Origin of the sequence: Agrobacterium sp. CCNWLW32 (genome assembly GCF_037083425.1) — a bacterium.
Taxonomy (GTDB): domain Bacteria; phylum Pseudomonadota; class Alphaproteobacteria; order Rhizobiales; family Rhizobiaceae; genus Agrobacterium; species Agrobacterium radiobacter.
On record NZ_JBAOJM010000003.1, the window covers coordinates 199,279 to 217,790 of the forward strand.

Here is an 18,512-nt window from a genome sequence, read left to right on the forward strand (position 1 = left end):
GGGGGATCGGATGGCTTTGCGATTGGCACACAGCAACGGGCCGCGGACGGAAAAGGCCGAAAGCGGCAGCGCGGAAGCGGCGCACCTCACGGCGATCGACTATGGGTTGCTGACGACTGCGATCAGCTATCACTTGCGGCACTCGCAACTTGCCGTGGCAAATGGCTTTGCCGATGTGCTGGCCGAGCAGGGATTGCGGCCCGCCGATTTTTCCGTGCTCGTCATCGTCGGCGGTAATCCGGGCCTCAAACAGAGCGATGTGGCTGAAGCGCTCGGCATACAGCGGGCCAATTTCGTCGCGATCGTCGACAGCATGGAAGAGAAGGGGCTGCTTGTCCGCCGCAAATCGGAAGAGGACAGGCGCGTTCATTTCCTCGACATGACGGAGGAAGGCAGCAGCCTTCTCGACCGGCTTTCCAATACCTGGCGGGACCGTGAGGAAAAGCTCATCGACCGGATCGGCGGCAAGAAGGCGCGCGATCAGCTTCTGGCTCTGCTCGGACGCCTGCGCGACTGACCGTCGAAGAGAGCCTTGGGCAGTCCGGGTGCTGGGCGGCTGCAGGGTGCGGCCTGATGTTCCCGTCTTTCCATGGTTTGCGATATCGGCAACCATCTTCCCGCGCTGGTCTTTCACGTCAGCCTGATCGGCAGCGGGCCGAATTGCGTTGCAATTCTCCCGCGAAACCGCCAAGACGCATAAGCATCTTCACGTCTTGTGGCGTGAAGGCGCAATCATGCGATCGACTGGAAAGGCCCGGGACGGGAACGCCATGCTGAATATCGATACGAGTCATCCGCTTTATCGCCCCCTGTGGGTCCGGTTGCTCATTGTCGGCTTTTGCGCCGCATGGGCCGTCATCGAATTCGTCAATCGCGAGTTTTTCTGGGGAACTATCGTTGCCGGCGTCGGGGCTTATGCGGCCTATGAATTGCTGCTGAAGTTCAAACCCGCAAGCGATGCCGACAAGGGCGGGAATGGCACGGATGAGCCCGCCGCCGAAAGCACGCCCACCGATAAGAACGATGCGGGCTGAAGCGCCGCTCATCTTCCGTTTTATATATTTTCCGAGATAAGGCGACCCGGCATTTTCAGCGGAAATGCTCGCGCGTTCGCAACATCCGGATCGCCTGGTCGATCAGGAGATTGGCCGCCGTCATGCGCAGCGTCGCATTGTGCCGGAATTGCGGCTTCACCCGGTCGGGATGATTGAGGCGGGCAAAAGCGCGCCGCTTTTCCGCAAGCGTTGCGGCCGTGTCGGTTTCGTGGATCGCCAGTTCCGCGGAGACATCGGCAAGCGAGGTCTTTTCGAGATGAGCCGGCATTGCTTCCGGCTCGGGCTCCGGTTGAGGTTCCGGCGGTGGCGCGGGCTCAGCCATGAAGGCGAGATAGGCATCGAGATTGCCGTTCGAGGGCAGCGGCGCTTCGATATGCGTGTCGAGGACGAAACCCGAGCTGAAACCGGCAATGCGGTGACCGGCGGGCGGTGGCGGTTCCACGCCTTCCTCTTCTTTTTCCTGTTTCAGCCTTTCGACGACCGATTGGAAAACGGATTGTCCGAAGAGCATGCGGCTGTTCCCTCGCCGGTCTGACTATCCGGCCTTTATGCACTGTGAAGGTGGTGTCTGGCTTGCCGCCGTTACGGGCCGGTCAGCTTGCGGCTCTCATCCAGAACCAGATCGTAGAGCAGGCGGGCGCTGGGCGGCAAAACCCGGCCCTTGGTGGTGATGATGCTGTAGGGCTTCACAACCAGTTCGAAATCTGTCGGCAATATGCGGGTTCGGCCGATATCGGCCTGCTGGCCGGCAACGAATTCGGCCATGTCCTGGGCGATCGGCGCAATCGCATCGGTGTTGCAGATGAGGGCGAGCGTCAAAAGCATGGAGGGCGTGTTGATGATGTTGCGCGGCATGGTGACGCCGTGGGTCAGAAAGACATCCTCCATGGTTCTGCGCAAAAGCGCGCCGGGCGGCTGGAAAACCCAGTCGTAACCGGAGAGATCCTGCAGGGTCACGGGCTCGCCGCGCAGCAGGGGGTGGCCTTCGCGCACGACAAGACAGGCGCGCTCGATGCCGATTTCATGGATGGAGAAGAGGCCGGGGTCGAAATCATCGGGAATGCGGCCGATGATGAAATCGTGGCGCGCGGCCAGCAGTTCGCGCGCCAGCACGTTGCTGCTTTCCACCTGCACGTTGATTTCAATGCCGGGATAGGTGTCCATGGCGCGCCTTATGGCGGGAACCACGAGGCTGATGGCAGGCGCGGTGACGGCGCCGATATAGACCGAGCCGCCGCTGCCTGACTTCATCTGGTTGAGCTCGCGGCTCGCCTCGCGCAGTTCCAGCAGGATGGTGCGTGCGCGGCGCGCCAGCGCCTCGCCGAATTTCGTCAGCACCACCCCGCGCGAGGCCCGCTGACAAAGGGGTGATTTGACGATCGCCTCCATTTCCGCGAGCATGCGCGAGGCTGCTGGCTGCGTCATGTTCATGGCGGCCGCCGCTGCGCTGACCTGCCCGTGCTCCTCGATCATGACCAGCATGCGCAGGTGGCTCATCTTCAATCCGGCCCGCAGCAAAGGGTTGTCCTCAAAGACGAAAAGGGCCTCTGTTGTTTGCGCCTGCTCATACACTTTTTGGTTGTTCATTCGTGGTTTTATACCCCTCATCGGTTTTTGTATCGATTTAATATATCATAATTGATATATGGAAACTGATTTATTCTATTTGACAGTTATATGGATTCAGAACAATTTGCGGAATGCCGGGGAGGAGCGGCAGCTGTTCCATTTCGCAATTGCGAAATCGGGGTGAGCGCAACGCGGCTTCTTCCTCTGACGGCATGAATTTCATGGTGCACCGCAACATGCGGGCTCCAGAGAAGGGCTCAAGGGAGAGAGTTAATGAAGTCCATTATTTCGCTGATGGCGGCTTGTGCCATCGGTGCTGCTTCTTTCGCAGTGCCGGCTTTTGCACAGGACAAGGGTTCCGTTGGTATCGCCATGCCGACCAAGTCGTCCGCACGCTGGATCGACGACGGCAACAACATCGTGAAGCAGCTTCAGGAAGCCGGTTACACGACCGACCTGCAGTATGCCGATGACGATATTCCGAACCAGCTTTCCCAGATCGAAAACATGGTCACCAAGGGCGTCAAGGTCCTCGTGATCGCATCGATCGACGGCACGACGCTGTCGGACGTCCTGAAGCAGGCTGGCGAGCAGGGCATCAAGGTCATCGCTTATGACCGCCTGATCCGCAACAGCGGCGATGTCAGCTACTACGCAACCTTTGACAACTTCCAGGTTGGCGTTCTGCAGGCGACTTCGATTGTCGACAAGCTTGGCGTGAAGGACGGCAAGGGCCCGTTCAACATCGAGCTGTTCGGCGGCTCTCCTGACGACAACAATGCGTTCTTCTTCTATGACGGCGCAATGTCGGTTCTCCAGCCTTACATCGACAGCGGCAAGCTCGTCGTGAAGTCCGGCCAGACCGGCATGGACAAGGTCGGCACGCTGCGTTGGGATCCGGCAACGGCCCAGGCCCGCATGGACAACCTTCTGTCCGCTTATTACACCGACGCCAAGGTTGACGCCGTTCTGTCGCCTTACGACGGTCTCTCCATCGGCATCATCTCCTCGCTGAAGGGCGTTGGTTATGGCACGAAGGACCAGCCGCTGCCAGTCGTTTCCGGTCAGGACGCTGAAGTTCCCTCCGTCAAGTCGATCATTGCAGGCGAACAGTATTCCACCATCTTCAAGGACACCCGCGAACTCGCCAAGGTGACCGTGAACATGGTCAACGCTGTTCTGCAGGGCAAGGAGCCGGAAGTGAACGACACCAAGACCTATGAAAATGGCGTCAAGGTCGTTCCGTCCTACCTCCTGAAGCCGGTTGCCGTTACCAAGGAGAACTACAAGCAGGTTCTCGTCGATGGCGGTTACTACAAGGAAGACCAGCTGAAATAAGCTGAAGACACATGCGGGGATGACTTGGCGTCATCCCCGTTTTTCCATAAAAATAAAAACGCCGGAATTAATCGGGCGCTGGATTGCGATATGGCCAATACCATTCTCGAAATGCGGAACATCACCAAGACGTTTCCGGGCGTGAAAGCGCTTGAGAACGTCAACCTCAAGGTTAAGGAGGGTGAGATCCACGCACTCGTCGGTGAGAACGGCGCGGGGAAGTCGACCTTGATGAAGGTCCTTTCCGGTGTTTACCCCGCCGGCACCTATGAGGGCGAAATCCACTATGAAGGCGCAGTGCGGAATTTTCGCGCCATCAACGACAGTGAAGATATTGGTATCATCATCATTCACCAGGAGCTGGCGCTCGTGCCGCTTCTGTCGATTGCGGAAAACATCTTCCTTGGTAACGAGGTCGCCTCGAACGGCGTCATCAGCTGGCAGCAGACCTTCAACCGTACCCGCGAACTTCTGAAGAAGGTGGGTCTGAAGGAATCGCCGGAGACGCTGATCACCGATATCGGCGTTGGCAAGCAGCAGCTGGTCGAAATCGCCAAGGCGCTGTCAAAGAGCGTGAAGCTGCTCATCCTCGATGAGCCGACGGCTTCGCTCAACGAAAGCGATTCCGAGGCGCTGCTGAACCTGTTGATGGAATTCCGCAAGCAGGGCATGACCTCGATCATCATCACCCACAAGCTCAACGAAGTGCGCAAGGTGGCCGACCAGATCACCGTGCTGCGCGACGGCATGACGGTGAAGACGCTCGACTGTCACGAGGAAGAAATCAGCGAGGATGTCATCATCCGCAACATGGTGGGGCGCGATCTCGAAGATCGTTATCCGCCGCGCGATGTGCCGATCGGCGAGACCATTCTCGAAGTCAAGAACTGGAACGCCTATCACCAGCAGCATCGCGACCGTCAGGTTCTGCATGATATCAATGTCACCGTGCGCAAGGGCGAAGTGGTTGGCATTGCCGGTCTGATGGGGGCAGGGCGAACCGAATTTGCGATGAGCGTTTTCGGCAAGTCCTATGGCCACAAGATCAGCGGCGAAGTGCTGATCGACGGCAAGCCCGTTGACGTCAGCACCGTGCGCAAGGCGATCGATGCCGGTCTCGCCTATGTGACGGAAGACCGCAAGCATCTCGGTCTCGTGCTCAACGACAACATCCTGCACAATACCACGCTCGCCAATCTGGCCGGCGTGTCGAATGCCAGCATCATCGACGACATCAAGGAAATGACGGTGGCGAGCGATTTCCGCACGCGCCTGCGCATCCGCTCGTCGGGCATCTTCCAGGAAACGGTCAATCTTTCGGGCGGCAACCAGCAGAAGGTTGTGCTCTCCAAGTGGCTGTTCTCCAATCCTGACGTGCTGATCCTCGATGAACCGACCCGCGGTATCGATGTCGGCGCGAAATACGAAATCTACACCATCATCAACCAGCTCGCTGCCGACGGCAAAGGCGTTCTGATGATCTCATCGGAAATGCCCGAACTGCTCGGCAATTGCGACCGCATCTACGTCATGAACGAAGGCCGCATCGTCGCTGAATTGCCGAAGGGAGAGGCGAGCCAGGAAAGCATCATGCGCGCTATCATGCGCTCAGGGGAGAAGAACTCATGAGTTCGGCAAACACCACAAACGAAGAAAGCAACGTCATCTCGGTCGGGTCGTATATTCGCTCCAATATCCGCGAATACGGCATGCTGATCGCGCTCGTCGCTATCATGGTTTTCTTCCAGTTCTACACCGGCGGCATCCTGTTCCGCCCTGTGAACCTGACCAACCTCATCCTGCAGAACTCGTTCATCGTCATCATGGCGCTGGGCATGCTGCTCGTCATCGTGGCCGGGCATATCGACCTTTCGGTCGGCTCCATCGTCGCCTTCGTCGGTGCGATCGCGGCCATATTGACCGTGCAATGGGGCATGAACCCGTTTCTTGCGGCGCTGATTTGTCTCGTCATCGGCGGCATTATCGGTGCTGCCCAGGGTTACTGGATCGCCTATCACCGCATTCCGTCCTTCATCGTGACGCTGGCGGGCATGCTGGTGTTCCGCGGCCTGACGCTGTTCGTGCTGGGTGGCAAGAACATTGGCCCGTTCCCCACCGATTTCCAGATCATCAGCACCGGCTTCCTGCCTGATATCGGTGGTATCGAAGGTCTGAACACCACCTCGATGATCCTGACATTGCTGATTACGGTCGTGCTGTTCTATCTGGCCTGGCGCCGTCGCGTGGTGAACGTGAAGCATGGCATCGACGTCGAGCCGTTCGGTTTCTTCATTGTGCAGAATCTGCTGATCTCAGGTGCTATTCTGTTCCTCGGTTACCAGCTGTCCACCTATCGCGGCCTGCCGAACGTTCTGATCGTGATGCTGGTTCTGATTGCGCTCTACAGCTTCGTGACGCGCCGCACGACCATCGGCCGCCGCGTTTACGCCATGGGCGGCAACGAGAAGGCGACCAAGCTTTCCGGTATCAACACCGAACGCCTGAGCTTCCTGACCTTCGTCAACATGGGCGTGCTGGCCGGTCTTGCCGGCATGATCATCGCGACACGCCTCAATTCGGCAACGCCGAAGGCTGGCGTGGGCTTCGAGCTCGATGTGATCGCGGCCTGCTTCATCGGCGGTGCTTCGGCTTCCGGCGGCGTTGGCAAGATTACCGGCGCGGTTATCGGCGCTTTCATTATGGGCGTCATGAACAACGGCATGTCGATTGTCGGCCTCGGCATCGATTTCCAGCAGATGGTCAAGGGCCTCGTGCTGCTCGCCGCCGTGTTCTTCGACGTCTACAACAAGAACAAGGGCTGATCGGCCCCAACCCTATCGCAGTCAAAAAAGTGGCCGGTTTCCGGCCACTTTCATAAGATGCAGGCGTTATGCGCCGCGTAGAAGAGACAAGGCGCTTTGCGCCGGAGGAAGGAAATCCCGTGCTCATTTCACAGATCAAAGATGCCAGTGGCAAAATCACCGTAGCGGTTCGCGAAGAGGGCGGGCAGGCGCACGCCGTCAAAGGTGCGGAGTCGGTTTACGCACTCGCCATGGAAGCCGCCAATGGCGGCAAGAGCCTTGCCGATGTCATTTCCGCCCATGGTCTGGGCGATGCTGTCGATCTTGAAAAGGCCTACGCCGAAGGTCGCTTCCTGCCGCCGATCACCCATCCCGATCCGGCGCACCTGCATCTGACCGGTACTGGCCTTACCCATCTCGGTTCGGCTGCGACCCGTGACAGCATGCACAAGAAGACCACGGAAGCCGCCGAGGAAAGCCTGACGGATTCCATGAAGATGTTCCGCATGGGTCTCGAAAACGGCAAGCCCAAGGCCGGCGAAAAGGGCGTTCAGCCCGAATGGTTCTACAAGGGCAACGGCCATGTGGCGGCGGCGCCCGGCGCGGCTCTCACCTCTCCGTCCTTTGCGCTCGATGGCGGCGAAGAGCCGGAAATGGCCGGCATCTACGTGATCTCGGACAAGGGTGAGGCGGTGCGCATCGGCTTTGCCGTCTCGAACGAGTTTTCCGATCACGTCACCGAGCGGATCAACTATCTCTACCTCGCCCATTCCAAGCTGCGCCCGGCAAGCTTCGGCCCGGAAATCCGCGTCGGTGCTCCGCCGTCCGATATTCGCGGCACCTCGCGCATCCGCCGCGGCGACAAGGTGATTTTCGAAAAGCCGTTCGTTTCGGGTGAGGACAACATGTCCCACACCTTCGCGAACCTTGAATATCACCACTTCAAATACGGCCTGTTCCGTGCACCGGGCGATGTGCATGTGCACATGTTCGGAACGGCGACGCTCTCCTTCGCAGAAGGCATCAAGCCGGAAGCGGGCGATGTCTTCGAGATCGAGGCCGCCGGTTTCGGCCTGCCGCTGAAGAACCCGCTTGCGGTTGATGCGGAAGAAGAGATCACCGTTCGCCAGATCTGATCTGCGGACTGCGCGTGAAAAATGGTCGGGGGTGGGTCATCCCTCCCTCGACGTCATCCTCGGGCTTGTCCCGAGGATCTGCGACCGATTGATTTTACGCGACGTGGATAGATCCTCGGGACAAGCCCGAGGATGACGCAAGATGATAGCTCTTTCATCCCATTCATTGTCCCTTTCGCGTCGGGTAACTTTCAGGCGCTTGCCTCATCCGAACCCCCACAGTTTGCCTTCCCCAACCTCCACCGAATTACCCGCCGGATCGCGGATATAGACGGAATAGCTGTCATTAGGCCAACGGTGGTAATGTTCGATGGGAATTCCAAGCTTTTCGAAACGAGTCTTCCAGCCGTCCACTTCCGACTTGTCCTTCGCGTAAAAACAGAAATGGCCTTGCCCCACCGCACCGTGGCGCGGGATCGGATTGTCGGGGTCGGCCCGGCGGGATTGCTGCGGGTCGAAGATCAGCAGCATCTGCTGCCCGCATCTGAAGAAGATGAATTGCCCGGGCAGCCTGCGCACCACCTCCAGCCCGAAGACATCCCGATAAAAGGCCTCGGCGGCATCGAGATCATCGGCGTAAATCGCGGTTTCCATAAGGGCGGCTGGTGGGCGCATGGTTTCCTCCGGTAGTCCATGGGCTGTCCGGTGCGGGGACAGACGGCTTTAAATTTTCGCGCTGTAGGTGAGCACCGTCAGATCGTGTTTGCCGACACCACGTTCCAGAACGGTCCAGCCGCAACCGGTGTAATAAGTTTCCAGACCGCGCTGGCAGCAGAGATAGCTGGTCTCGTGGCCGAGTTCGGCGACCCTTTGTGTTGCCGCCTGCATGAGCGCCCGGGCCACGCCTGAGCGCCGGCGATCTTCCTCCACCCAAAGGGCGGCGACCCAGGGAAGATATTGCGGCCGCTCTTCCAGATCGCAATGGATGAGGAAGGCGGAGCCGACATAGTCGTCGCCGTCATGGGCAACGAAACCGGTGGGCAGCGTATGGGGGTTGGTCATGTCTTTCAGGTGCTCGGCGACGTCGCCCACCTGAAGACCGCTATCCTGCCACCATGCCGTCCAGACCCGCTCGGCGATGACGGGTCCATGCGACTGGCAGTCGCGATAGTCGGAAATGCTGTACAAGGCCGTCTCCTGGCCGGCTTTCCTCCCGCGGGCGGAAGCCGGATCATGCTTTCAAATCGATGCGGAGATTAAACCGGGTAGGAAGGGGTTTCGCAACCGCCAACTTGTCGCGCCGGATCAGGATTTCGTTGCCGTCACATGCAGCCATGCGGTCGGGAGATTGTCGTAACCGCTGCCCTGCCGCGCCTCAATCTCCACCGCCGTCCAGTCAAACTGTCCGTAAACGTCTTTCAGCCAAGGCTTCGAAGGATAATTGTAGTAACGGCCGAACATGTCGCGTCCTTCCGTCTCTCCCGCCTTGAAGCTGGCATAAAAAACGCCGCCCTGTTTCAGCGCCGTGTGGATGCGGCCGATAATGCCCGGCAGGGCGGGACGGGGCACATGCAGCAGGCAGGCATTGGCCCAGACACCGTCATATCGCTCACGCTCATCGATATTCTCGAACAGCAATGTCCTGACGGGAATGCCGAGCCGGATTTCCGCCGCTTTCGCGATGTCAGGCGTTCCATCGGTGGGATGAACGTCGAAACCGGCGGCCAGCATGAATTCGCTGTCCTGACCACCGCCGCATCCCAGTTCGAGAATGCTTGCGCCCTCTGGCAAGCGCGCCAGAAATGTCTCCAGATACGGGCGGTCCGCCGCCTGTCCCCGTGATGTATAGGCTGCGGCGTTATCAGTATAAAAGCCGATTGTATCGTCGTCCTTGCCGGCCATCATCTCAGCTCTGTGACTGGCTCTGCGACTGCTGCACGGTGACCGAAACGCTCAGCGTCTCGCCCGCCGGGCCGATGCGCATTCCTGATATCGGCGCGCAGTCGCGGTAGCAGAGACCGGATGCGATGCGCACATAACGGTCGTCGGGGCAGATATTGTTGGCGGCGTCGAAGCCCACCCAGCCCAGCCCCTGAAGATGCACCTCGGCCCAGGCGTGGGTGGCGGTCTGTTCCTCCACCTCTTCCATCATCAGATAACCGGAAATATAACGCGCGGGCAGGCCCATCAGCCGGGCGGCGGAAATCAGGATATGGGCATGGTCCTGGCAGACGCCCTTGCCCGCTTCCAGCGCCGTTTCCGCCGTGGTTTCGATGTCGGTCGAGCCGGGAACATAGTCCACCTTGTCGTGAATATTCTCCATGAGGTTATGCAGGCGGGCAAGCTCGGTTTCGCCCACGCTCACCTTCACCAGTTCGCGCACAAGCTTTCCCGGTTTCGTGCGCGGTGTTTCCCGCAGGAACAGCCAGAGCGGTGCATTGCCGATGTGGTGCCCGACAACGCCGGCCTTGTCCTGCGTGCTCACCGTGCCGCTTGCCACGACCTTCACCCGCTTTTGCGGGCCTTCGGTTTCCACCAGCGCGACGCGGTTGCCGAAATGGTCGTCATAGCTCACTTCGACGGTGGCGCCATCGACCGAGACATCCCAGTCTTCGACCGTCTGGCTTGGGCCGGTCTGCGGTGTCAGGCGCAGCCGCTGCAAAGCATAGGGCATCGGCTCGTCATAGACATATTCCGTCGTATGGGTGATTTTCAGACGCATAAGCTGTCCCCGTCCACGCGCTTATTGATAGAAGCGGTAGCCTTCCGTGATTTCCTGTCCCAATTGTCCGTTGCGGTTGACAAATCTCTCCAGAAATTCGTGCAAGCCCTCATCCATCACCCGGCCGATGGTGGTCGTGCGCAGGCTGTCACGAATGCTCTCGGCCGTGTCATGCGCCTTGTGCCTCTCGCTGTAGTCCTCGGCGATGTAGTTGAGGTTGCTGGCGATCTTTTCATAACAATAGGCAAGCGAGCGCGGCATGCGGCCGTTGAGAATGAGGAAGTCGGCAATATTGGACGGCTTGTATTCCGCATCATAGACCCAGCCATAGGAGCGGTGGGCCGAGACCGAGCGCAGGATGGATTCCCACTGCGCATTGTCGAGCGACGACCCCACATGCGCCACCGCCGGCAGCAGCACGTAATATTTGACATCGAGAATGCGGGCGGTGTTGTCGGCGCGCTCGATGAAGGTGCCGATACGGGAGAAATTATAGAGATCGTTGCGCAGCATTGAACCGTGGAAAGCGCCGCGCACCAGACCGGCGCGATGTTTGATGACATCGATGGTCTGCGGCAGCTCGGCGTGGCTGAGCTTGCGGCCGAGGATGTTCTTCAGCTCGATCCAGAATTCGTTGGTGGCTTCCCATGTCTCGCGCGTCAGCGCCGTGCGCACCATGCGGGCATTGTTACGGCCCGCCTCGATGCAGGACATGACGCTGGAAGGGTTGGCCTTGTCCCGCAACAGATAATCGATCGCATTCGCCGCCGTCACCTTCTCGCGCGTTTCGAGAAATTCGTCGTGCACGCCGGCGCTTTGCAACACGCCGTCCCAATCCTCATCGCCGCTGCCGCTGCGTGTCAGTGAAACGCGCAGGCCCGCATCGATCAGCCGGGCGATGTTTTCAGCGCGCTCGATATACCGGAACATCCAGTAGAGCCCGTTTGCCGTTCTGCCCAGCATGGCTTAATCCTCCAGTACCCATGTATCCTTGGTGCCGCCGCCCTGGCTGGAATTGACCACGAGCGAGCCCTGCTTGAGGGCAACACGGGTCAGGCCGCCGGGAATGATCTGCACCTTGTCCGAGACAAGCACATAGGGACGCAGATCGACATGGCGCGGCGCAATGCCGTTTTTCACCATGATCGGCACGGTGGACAGCGACAGCGTCGGCTGCGCAATATAGTTGGAGGGGCGGGCCCTCAGTTTTTCTGCAAACAAAGCGCGCTCGCGTTTCGTCGCGGTTGGGCCAACCAGCATGCCGTAACCGCCCGAACCGTGGACTTCCTTGACAACGAGATCGGCGAGGTTGTCGAGTACGTATTTCAGGCTGTCCGGCTCCGAACAGCGCCAGGTCGGCACGTTTTCGAGAAGCGGCTTGCGGCCGGTATAGAACTCGACGATCTCGGGCATGTAGGAATAGATAGCCTTGTCATCGGAAATGCCGGTGCCGGGCGCATTGGCGATGGTGATGTTGCCGGCGCGATAGACATCCATGATGCCGGGCACGCCGAGCGCCGAATCCGGCCGGAAGGTCAGCGGATCGAGGAAATCATCATCGACGCGGCGGTAGAGCACGTCGATCGCTTCGTAGCCGCGCGTGGTGCGCATCTTGACCTTGCCGTCCATGACGCGCAGGTCGGAGCCTTCCACCAGTTCCACGCCCATCATGTCGGCGAGGAAGGAGTGCTCGTAATAGGCGGAATTATAGATGCCGGGCGTCAGCACCGCGACGCGCGGCTTGCCGGAACAGCCGGGCGGTGCGAGCGAAGCGAGCGACTGGCGCAGCAGATAGGGGTAATCCTCCACCCGGCGCACGCGGTTTTCGTGGAAGAGTTCCGGGAACATCTGCATCATCGTCTCGCGGTTTTCCAGCATGTAGCTGACACCTGAGGGGGTGCGGGCATTGTCTTCCAGAACGTAGAACTGGTCTTCGCCGGTGCGGACAATGTCAGTGCCGACAATATGGGTATAAACGCCGCCGGGCGGAGTGAAGCCGATCATTTCCGGCAGGAAGGCTTCGTTTTTCTCGATGATTTCGCGGGGAATGCGCCCGGCGCGGATGATTTCCTGCTTGTGGTAGATATCGTCGAGGAAAGCATTGAGGGCGAGAACGCGCTGTTCGATGCCCTGGGCCAGTTTGCGCCACTCGCGGCCGGAGATGATGCGCGGGATGATATCGAAGGGGATCAGTTTTTCTGAACTATCGGCATGGCCATAGACTGCGAAAGTAATACCGGTTTTCCGAAAGATGTTTTCCGCGTCTTTTGATTTCTGGATCAGGTGAGCCCTGTCCTGTCGGCTGTACCACTCGTTATAGTTTTCATATGGGCTTCGCGGCGTGTCGTCCGCATTTATCATTTCGTCAAATGCCAACTTCGATGTCCCCTTTTTTGCCATATGAATACAACGCCAAATGCAATGCAAGAACTATGCAGGCCTCCCCGAGAAGATTTTTTACCGCCCTAGAGTTTTAAAAAAGAAGCGTTTTTTCGGTTTCAGCCTATAAATGCGGCATCGGCAAATTGGTTGCGCGGTGACGAGGGGTGTAATGGGGTGGTGTCGCTGTGTGCGCCGTGGGCGAATGCATAAATTTTGTTCGTTCGCTTTCGGTTGATGAATATCCGGCGTCGCATCAGAAAATCTGAAAGATGCGATCACGAAAACGCCTTTGACCTTGGGTCGGGATGCGGATACCGCCATGCTGATACCCGGTTCGATCATTCGCCGGTTTGCGTGAAGCCGCAGAAATATCAATTCGCCGCCTGTCCCGGTTACGGCATCATGCGGCACAGTGGATGTTCCCATGTCACTCGACCGTCTGGCTCCGGCCATCTTCGTCTTTCTCTGGTCGACCGGCTGGGTCACCGCCAAATATGCGGTCTATTATACCGGGCCGCTGACCTTTCTCTGTCTGCGCTATCTTCTGGCGGGAGCGCTGCTGTGGGCGATCTGCCGCTTTTCCTCCATCCAGTGGCCGCAGCGGCGCGTCGACCTTTTCCGGGCGATCCTGTCCGGCGTCTTCCTGCACGGTCTTTATCTTGGCATGATCTGGTGGGCGATCGGGCAGGGCGTGCCGGCGGCGATCGGCGGCATCATCGCCGGTCTGCAGCCGCTGATGACGGCGGTGGCTGCCCGCTACATGATCGGCGAGAAAATCTCGCCCTTGCAGCGCGCGGGCCTATTGCTTGGATTTGTGGGCATCGCCATTGCCGTGCTGCCGAAGGTCATGGCGACGGGCGCATTTGGCCTCTCCGTGCCGCTTTACGCCGTGGCGGTGAATGTGCTGGGCATGACGTCGGTTACCTATGGCACCCTCTACCAGAAGAAATATGTCCATGGCGGAAACATCATGGCGGTGGCAACGCTGCAATATGTCGGTGCGCTGCTGGTGACGGTTCCCTTCGCGCTTTTGCTGGAGGATGGACATGTGGACTGGAGCCTCGGCCTTGCTGCCACGCTCGCCTGGTCCGTGGGTGCGATCTCCATTGGCGCCGTGGCGCTGCTTCTTTATCTGATCCGGCGCGGGCAGGTCTCGCGGGCCGCTTCGCTGATCTATCTCGTGCCGCCGCTTGCGGCCGTGGAAGCTGCGCTGCTTTTCGGCGAAACACTGACACCGGCCATGATTGCCGGCACTGTTTTGGCGGTGACGGGGGTCTATCTCGCCAACCGCAAACCTGCCGCAACGGTTGTTGTACGTTAATTACTACAACCGCATATTAGGGGTTTGTTAACCATAAAATTATACCTCTCGTTAATCCAAAGATTTGGCGGGGGTTACATGTCTATTTCACGTCGTGGTGTTCTGTTCGGATTGCCGCTGTTTCTGGCCGGCTGCGCCAATACGGGTATTGGCCAGCAAAGGCTGAATTATGGGGCAAAGCCGGAAGAGAAATTCCCGCTTCCCGCCATGCATCTCGATAAGGTCAAGCCGGAGCTCCGCCGGCAGGAAGTCACTTACGACACCAGACACCCGGCCGGAACGGTTGTGGTGGATACGCCGGCGCGGCGGCTCTATTACGTTCTGGGCGATGGTCGCGCCATGCGCTACGGCGTCGGTGTCGGTCGTCAGGGCCTTGCGCTGAAGGGCGATGCCTATATCGGCCGCAAGGCGGAATGGCCGTCCTGGACGCCGACCGCCAATATGATGCGCCGTGATCCGCGCAATCTGAAATTCGCAGCCGGCATGCCCGGTGGCCCCAGCAATCCGCTCGGCGCGCGCGCGCTGTACCTCTATCGCGGCGGCAACGACACCATGTTCCGCCTGCATGGCACCAACCAGCCGCAATCCATCGGCCACGCCATGTCGAGCGGCTGCATCCGCATGCTGAACCACGATATCATCGATCTCTACAGCCGCGTGCCGGTGGGTTCGAAGGTCGTCGTCTTGCAGGCGTGACGTAAAGGCGGATTTTTCCGCCTTTTCCACGCAAGAAAATGCCTGTACCCTTGGGTTGATTTTTTCGGCGGAAGGCCAATTTTATGCTGAAGAATCAACCATGTGTAGAATGCCTCTCTTTAGGTATTTAAGGGAGTTCTGCTATATCGGAAACGTGATTTCCGGTGTTCGAGACGTGTATCCATAAAGGCTTAAATGCGCTGTATCGAGCGCGGCATCACTTCAACGGGGACACATGACCATGGCAACTTTCGACTCTCTCTCCCGCTATCGCCCGCAGGCACTCGGAGCGCTGCGCATCATGACGGCGCTGCTTTTCATTGCGCATGGAACGCAGAAGCTGTTCGGTTTTCCGGCATCGCAGATGGATGGCTCCCTGCCGACGATGCTGCTGGTGGCGGCGCTTCTGGAACTCATCGGCGGCATTCTCGTGCTGATCGGCCTGTTCACGCGCCCGGTCGCCTTCATCCTGTCCGGCCAGATGGCGGTCGCCTATTTCATGGCGCACGCGCCGAGCAACTTCTTCCCGGCCCTGAACGGTGGTGATGCCGCCATCCTGTTCTGCTTCATCTTCCTCTATCTGTTCGTTGCCGGTCCGGGCGCCTTCTCGGTGGATGAGCGCCGGGCCTGATCTGCCCGAACTGTCATCGATCTCTTTTGCCGAAGCTCCGCATGGTCACGCCATGCGGAGCTTCTTTTTTTGAAAAGGATTGAAACTTCGGCCGCGGCCGAAGCATAGAAGCTTGTTTTCAGGTTAGAACGCGCCATCCTGAACGCAGTAGGAAAATTGATCCGTGACCCCTCAGAACACTATCACCCGCGAATTGCTGCTTCTCGCCCTGCTGTCCACGCTGTGGGCTGCATCCTACACTTTCATCAAGATCGGGGTGGAGACGATACCGCCCATCACCTTCATCGCATTGCGCACGCTGATTGCCGGTCTGCTGCTCTACGTGGTGATCCGGCTGCGCGGGCTGCGCCTGCCCACGGATTTTGCGACGTGGCGGCTGTTCTTCATTCAAGCCTGTATCAACAGCGTTCTGCCCTTCACGCTGATTGCCTGGGCGGAACAGAGCATCGATGCCGGTCTCGCCGTCATTCTCAATGCGACGACGCCGATCTTCACCTTTCTTCTCACAGCGCTTGTGATCCGGCACGAGCCGGTCAGCGGGCGCAAGCTGTTTGGCACCATCGCCGGCATGACGGGCGTGTGCCTCATCATCGGTGTCGAAGCCTTAAGCGGTGCGGGGGAGGCGATATGGAGCCAGCTCGCCGTGCTGACGGCAGCTTTTTCCTATGCCTGCGCGGCCATTTTCAGTAAAAATTTCAAAGGGCTTGATCCGGTCATGCCGGCCGCCGGTTCACTCATCTGCGGTGCTGTCCTGCTATTGCCCGTGAGCCTGATCGTTGACCGACCCTGGACGTTGTCGCCTTCGGCGGCGTCACTGACCGCACTGGTGTGCCTCAGCGTCTTTTCGACCGCGCTCGCCTTCATGATCTATTTCCGGCTGATGCAGACGCTTGGTTCGGTCGGCACCACCTCGCAGGCCTATCTCAGGGTGCCGGTCGGCGTCGCCATCGGCATGGCGTTTCTGGGGGAGATGCCGACGCCTGCCATGTGGGTCGGTCTTGTCTGCGTCATTGCCGGTGTGCTGGCCATGACCCTGCCGTCAAGGCGTCGTCGGGTCGTGCAGGGTGGGTGAGGGTAAAGCAAAGATCCGCTGGTCGGCTGTGGCTGCGGGGCTAGATTATTGGCGAGTGCGTGCCGCTTGTTTCTTCTCCCCGCCGGGGAGAAGGTCGCGGCAGCGGGATGAGGGGGCAAGGGTGGTGAGATACGGCAACGTTACCCCCTCATCCGACCCTTCGGGCCACCTTCTCCCCGTCGGGGAGAAGGACGCCCGGCAATGCCGCGCGTCCTCAATCCACTCCGTGCAACTTAGCGGTTGCGGCCGCGATGGCCGTTGCCGGAAGCGCGCTTTTCCTGGCCGTTGCCGCCGGCAGGGGCGTGGCGGTTGGCGCCGCTGCCGCCGGGCTTGCGGGCCGGGCGGCGTTGCTTGCGCGGGCCGGCCGGGCGGCCTGCATCGCCTTCCGCCGTCTTGACGCGCTTGAAGTCGGAGGTGACTTCCAGATCGTTGTCGGCATCGCGCGGTGCATGGTGGCGGGACGGGCGGGACTCGCCATTGTGACGTCCGCCTTCACGCGGGCCGCGCTGCTGGCCACCATTGTTGTTGCGGCCGCCGCGGTTGTTGTTGGGGCGCGTCGGGCTGGCGAGACCGGCCGGACGTTCGCCGGATGCGACCGGAATATCGATCTTCATCAGCTTTTCGATGTCATGCAGCAGACGGGTTTCGTCCGGTGCGCAAAATGCGATGGCGATGCCGTCGCGGCCGGCGCGGGCGGTACGGCCGATGCGGTGGACATAGGCGTCAGGCACTTCCGGCAGGTCATAGTTGAAGACATGCGTTACGGCCGGAATGTCGATGCCGCGGGCAGCGACGTCGGTTGCGACCAGTACCTTGATCTCACCATCCTTGAAGCCCTTCAGTGCCCGCTCGCGCTGGCCCTGGCTCTTGTTGCCGTGGATGGAGGCGACCTTGAAGCCGATATGTTCGAGATGCTTGTAGAGCTTCTCGGCACCGTGCTTGGTGCGCAGGAACACGATGGCGCGGCCATCAGGGTTCTCGTTGAGCGACTTCTTCAGGAGATCGGTCTTGTCGTTCTTGCCGGCCACGAAATGCACGTACTGCTCGACCTTGTCGGCAGCCTTGCCCGGAGGCGTCACTTCGACCTTGACCGGATCGGTCAGGTAGTTATGCGACAGATCGGCGATCGCCTTCGGCATGGTGGCCGAGAACAGAAGCGTCTGGCGCTTGGCCGGGACCATCTTGGAAATCTTGCGGAGGTCGTGGATGAAGCCGAGATCGAGCATCTGGTCCGCTTCATCAAGCACCAGATAGGTGACCTTGGAGAGCGAGATGGCGTTGCGGGCGATGAGATCAAGCAGGCGGCCGGGGGTCGCCACCAGAATGTCCGTGCCCTTTTCGAGCTGGAGCTGCTGCTTGTTGATCGATGCGCCGCCGACCACCTGGTTGATGCGCAGCGGCGTCTTCTTCACGAAGGAGCGCAGGTTTTCACCGATCTGGTTCACCAGCTCGCGCGTCGGGGCGAGGATAAGGGTGCGGCAGGTGCGGTTTGCCGGGCGGTCCGCCTGCTTCATCAGCATTTCGATGATGGGCAGGCCGAAAGCGGCGGTCTTGCCGGTGCCGGTCTGTGCGAGGCCGATCAGGTCGCGGCCTTCGAGCAGCAGCGGAATGGCCTTTGCCTGAATGGGAGTAGGGGTCGTATAGCCAAGCTGGGTAACGCTGGCCACGATCTTTTCGGAGAGGCCGAGTTCGCTAAAACTGGTCAATATAATGCCTTTCGGGGCGCCAAAACAAACTCATCCGGAGCAGGGCTGCTGTCCGGTGGTCTCGGCGTCAAGAACCCCGCGTGAATTGGGAACTTGTGGGTTGGAATAACTTTCTGCGCATCAGTGCGGCACATGCCGTCTTC

Annotated in this window: 19 protein-coding genes; 10 read left to right on the plus strand and 9 right to left on the minus strand. The window is 59.5% G+C overall.

The genetic code is table 11. The annotated features are described in order from the left end of the window. The first annotated feature begins 10 nt into the window (after positions 1 to 10). Positions 11 to 517, plus strand: coding sequence for a MarR family winged helix-turn-helix transcriptional regulator (locus V6R85_RS08295; RefSeq protein ID WP_020809385.1), 507 nt, complete (start codon positions 11 to 13; stop codon positions 515 to 517). A 253-nt stretch (positions 518 to 770) separates the two neighbouring features. Further along, positions 771 to 1,034 (plus strand): hypothetical protein, encoded by a 264-nt coding sequence (locus V6R85_RS08300; RefSeq protein ID WP_107675885.1) that lies wholly within the window; start codon positions 771 to 773, stop codon positions 1,032 to 1,034. Positions 1,035 to 1,089: 55 nt separating this feature from the next. On the opposite strand, the gene V6R85_RS08305 is transcribed toward V6R85_RS08300, so the two are convergent. Beyond that, a complete protein-coding gene (locus V6R85_RS08305) occupies positions 1,090 to 1,566 on the minus strand; it encodes a hypothetical protein (protein WP_111834151.1) in 477 nt (158 codons plus the stop codon). A 71-nt stretch (positions 1,567 to 1,637) separates the two neighbouring features. Continuing rightward, positions 1,638 to 2,642 carry a LysR family transcriptional regulator gene (locus tag V6R85_RS08310; protein WP_003509470.1) on the minus strand — a complete coding sequence of 335 codons (1,005 nt, stop codon included), beginning with the start codon at positions 2,640 to 2,642 and terminating at the stop codon, positions 1,638 to 1,640. 255 nt (positions 2,643 to 2,897) lie between these two features. On the opposite strand from V6R85_RS08310, the gene chvE reads away from it, so the two are divergent. The 4 genes from chvE (at position 2,898) to araD1 (ending at position 7,899) form a co-directional block, all read left to right on the plus strand. After that, positions 2,898 to 3,962 (plus strand): sugar ABC transporter substrate-binding protein ChvE, encoded by a 1,065-nt coding sequence (gene chvE / locus V6R85_RS08315; RefSeq protein WP_060725212.1) that lies wholly within the window; start codon positions 2,898 to 2,900, stop codon positions 3,960 to 3,962. A gap of 90 nt (positions 3,963 to 4,052) precedes the next feature. Then, on the plus strand, positions 4,053 to 5,591 hold the full coding sequence (gguA, locus tag V6R85_RS08320; protein ID WP_111834150.1) for a sugar ABC transporter ATP-binding protein GguA: 1,539 nt from the start codon (positions 4,053 to 4,055) through the stop codon (positions 5,589 to 5,591). Further along, positions 5,588 to 6,784, plus strand: a complete 1,197-nt coding sequence (gguB, locus tag V6R85_RS08325) for a sugar ABC transporter permease GguB (protein ID WP_020809403.1) — start codon at positions 5,588 to 5,590, stop codon at positions 6,782 to 6,784. Before gguA ends, gguB begins: the two co-directional genes overlap by 4 nt. A 119-nt stretch (positions 6,785 to 6,903) precedes the next feature. Then, positions 6,904 to 7,899, plus strand: a complete 996-nt coding sequence (gene araD1, locus V6R85_RS08330) for a 2-keto-3-deoxy-L-arabinonate dehydratase AraD1 (protein ID WP_162691836.1) — start codon at positions 6,904 to 6,906, stop codon at positions 7,897 to 7,899. A 204-nt stretch (positions 7,900 to 8,103) separates the two neighbouring features. Here the strand turns inward: araD1 and V6R85_RS08335 are convergent, their stop codons facing one another. The 6 genes from V6R85_RS08335 to V6R85_RS08360 all read right to left on the minus strand — a co-directional run bounded on the left by V6R85_RS08335 (position 8,104) and on the right by V6R85_RS08360 (position 12,937). Further along, positions 8,104 to 8,514 (minus strand): VOC family protein, encoded by a 411-nt coding sequence (locus V6R85_RS08335; RefSeq protein WP_111834148.1) that lies wholly within the window; start codon positions 8,512 to 8,514, stop codon positions 8,104 to 8,106. 48 nt (positions 8,515 to 8,562) lie between these two features. Further along, positions 8,563 to 9,027: a GNAT family N-acetyltransferase gene (locus tag V6R85_RS08340; protein WP_111834147.1), complete on the minus strand. Its 465-nt coding sequence runs from the start codon at positions 9,025 to 9,027 to the stop codon at positions 8,563 to 8,565. A gap of 117 nt (positions 9,028 to 9,144) precedes the next feature. Beyond that, positions 9,145 to 9,741 (minus strand): class I SAM-dependent methyltransferase, encoded by a 597-nt coding sequence (locus tag V6R85_RS08345; RefSeq protein ID WP_020809406.1) that lies wholly within the window; start codon positions 9,739 to 9,741, stop codon positions 9,145 to 9,147. Between the two features lie 4 nt (positions 9,742 to 9,745). Next, positions 9,746 to 10,561, minus strand: a complete 816-nt coding sequence (locus V6R85_RS08350; protein WP_003509486.1) for a transglutaminase family protein — start codon at positions 10,559 to 10,561, stop codon at positions 9,746 to 9,748. Between the two features lie 21 nt (positions 10,562 to 10,582). Beyond that, positions 10,583 to 11,524, minus strand: coding sequence for an alpha-E domain-containing protein (locus V6R85_RS08355; RefSeq protein WP_003509488.1), 942 nt, complete (start codon positions 11,522 to 11,524; stop codon positions 10,583 to 10,585). 3 nt (positions 11,525 to 11,527) lie between these two features. Then, a complete protein-coding gene (locus V6R85_RS08360; protein ID WP_003509490.1) occupies positions 11,528 to 12,937 on the minus strand; it encodes a circularly permuted type 2 ATP-grasp protein in 1,410 nt (469 codons plus the stop codon). Positions 12,938 to 13,367: 430 nt separating this feature from the next. Here V6R85_RS08360 and V6R85_RS08365 point away from each other — a divergent pair, with 430 nt between their 5' ends. The 4 genes from V6R85_RS08365 to V6R85_RS08380 all read left to right on the plus strand — a co-directional run bounded on the left by V6R85_RS08365 (position 13,368) and on the right by V6R85_RS08380 (position 16,663). After that, complete coding sequence (locus tag V6R85_RS08365) at positions 13,368 to 14,264, plus strand: DMT family transporter (protein WP_003509492.1); 897 nt, start codon at positions 13,368 to 13,370, stop codon at positions 14,262 to 14,264. A 78-nt stretch (positions 14,265 to 14,342) separates the two neighbouring features. Then, complete coding sequence (locus tag V6R85_RS08370; protein WP_003509494.1) at positions 14,343 to 14,960, plus strand: L,D-transpeptidase; 618 nt, start codon at positions 14,343 to 14,345, stop codon at positions 14,958 to 14,960. 241 nt (positions 14,961 to 15,201) lie between these two features. After that, positions 15,202 to 15,591, plus strand: a complete 390-nt coding sequence (locus V6R85_RS08375; protein WP_031233598.1) for a DoxX family protein — start codon at positions 15,202 to 15,204, stop codon at positions 15,589 to 15,591. Positions 15,592 to 15,754: 163 nt separating this feature from the next. Beyond that, positions 15,755 to 16,663 (plus strand): DMT family transporter, encoded by a 909-nt coding sequence (locus V6R85_RS08380; protein ID WP_020809410.1) that lies wholly within the window; start codon positions 15,755 to 15,757, stop codon positions 16,661 to 16,663. Between the two features lie 233 nt (positions 16,664 to 16,896). Here the strand turns inward: V6R85_RS08380 and V6R85_RS08385 are convergent, their stop codons facing one another. Beyond that, positions 16,897 to 18,369 carry a DEAD/DEAH box helicase gene (locus tag V6R85_RS08385; RefSeq protein WP_080866364.1) on the minus strand — a complete coding sequence of 491 codons (1,473 nt, stop codon included), beginning with the start codon at positions 18,367 to 18,369 and terminating at the stop codon, positions 16,897 to 16,899. Positions 18,370 to 18,512 lie beyond the last annotated feature (143 nt).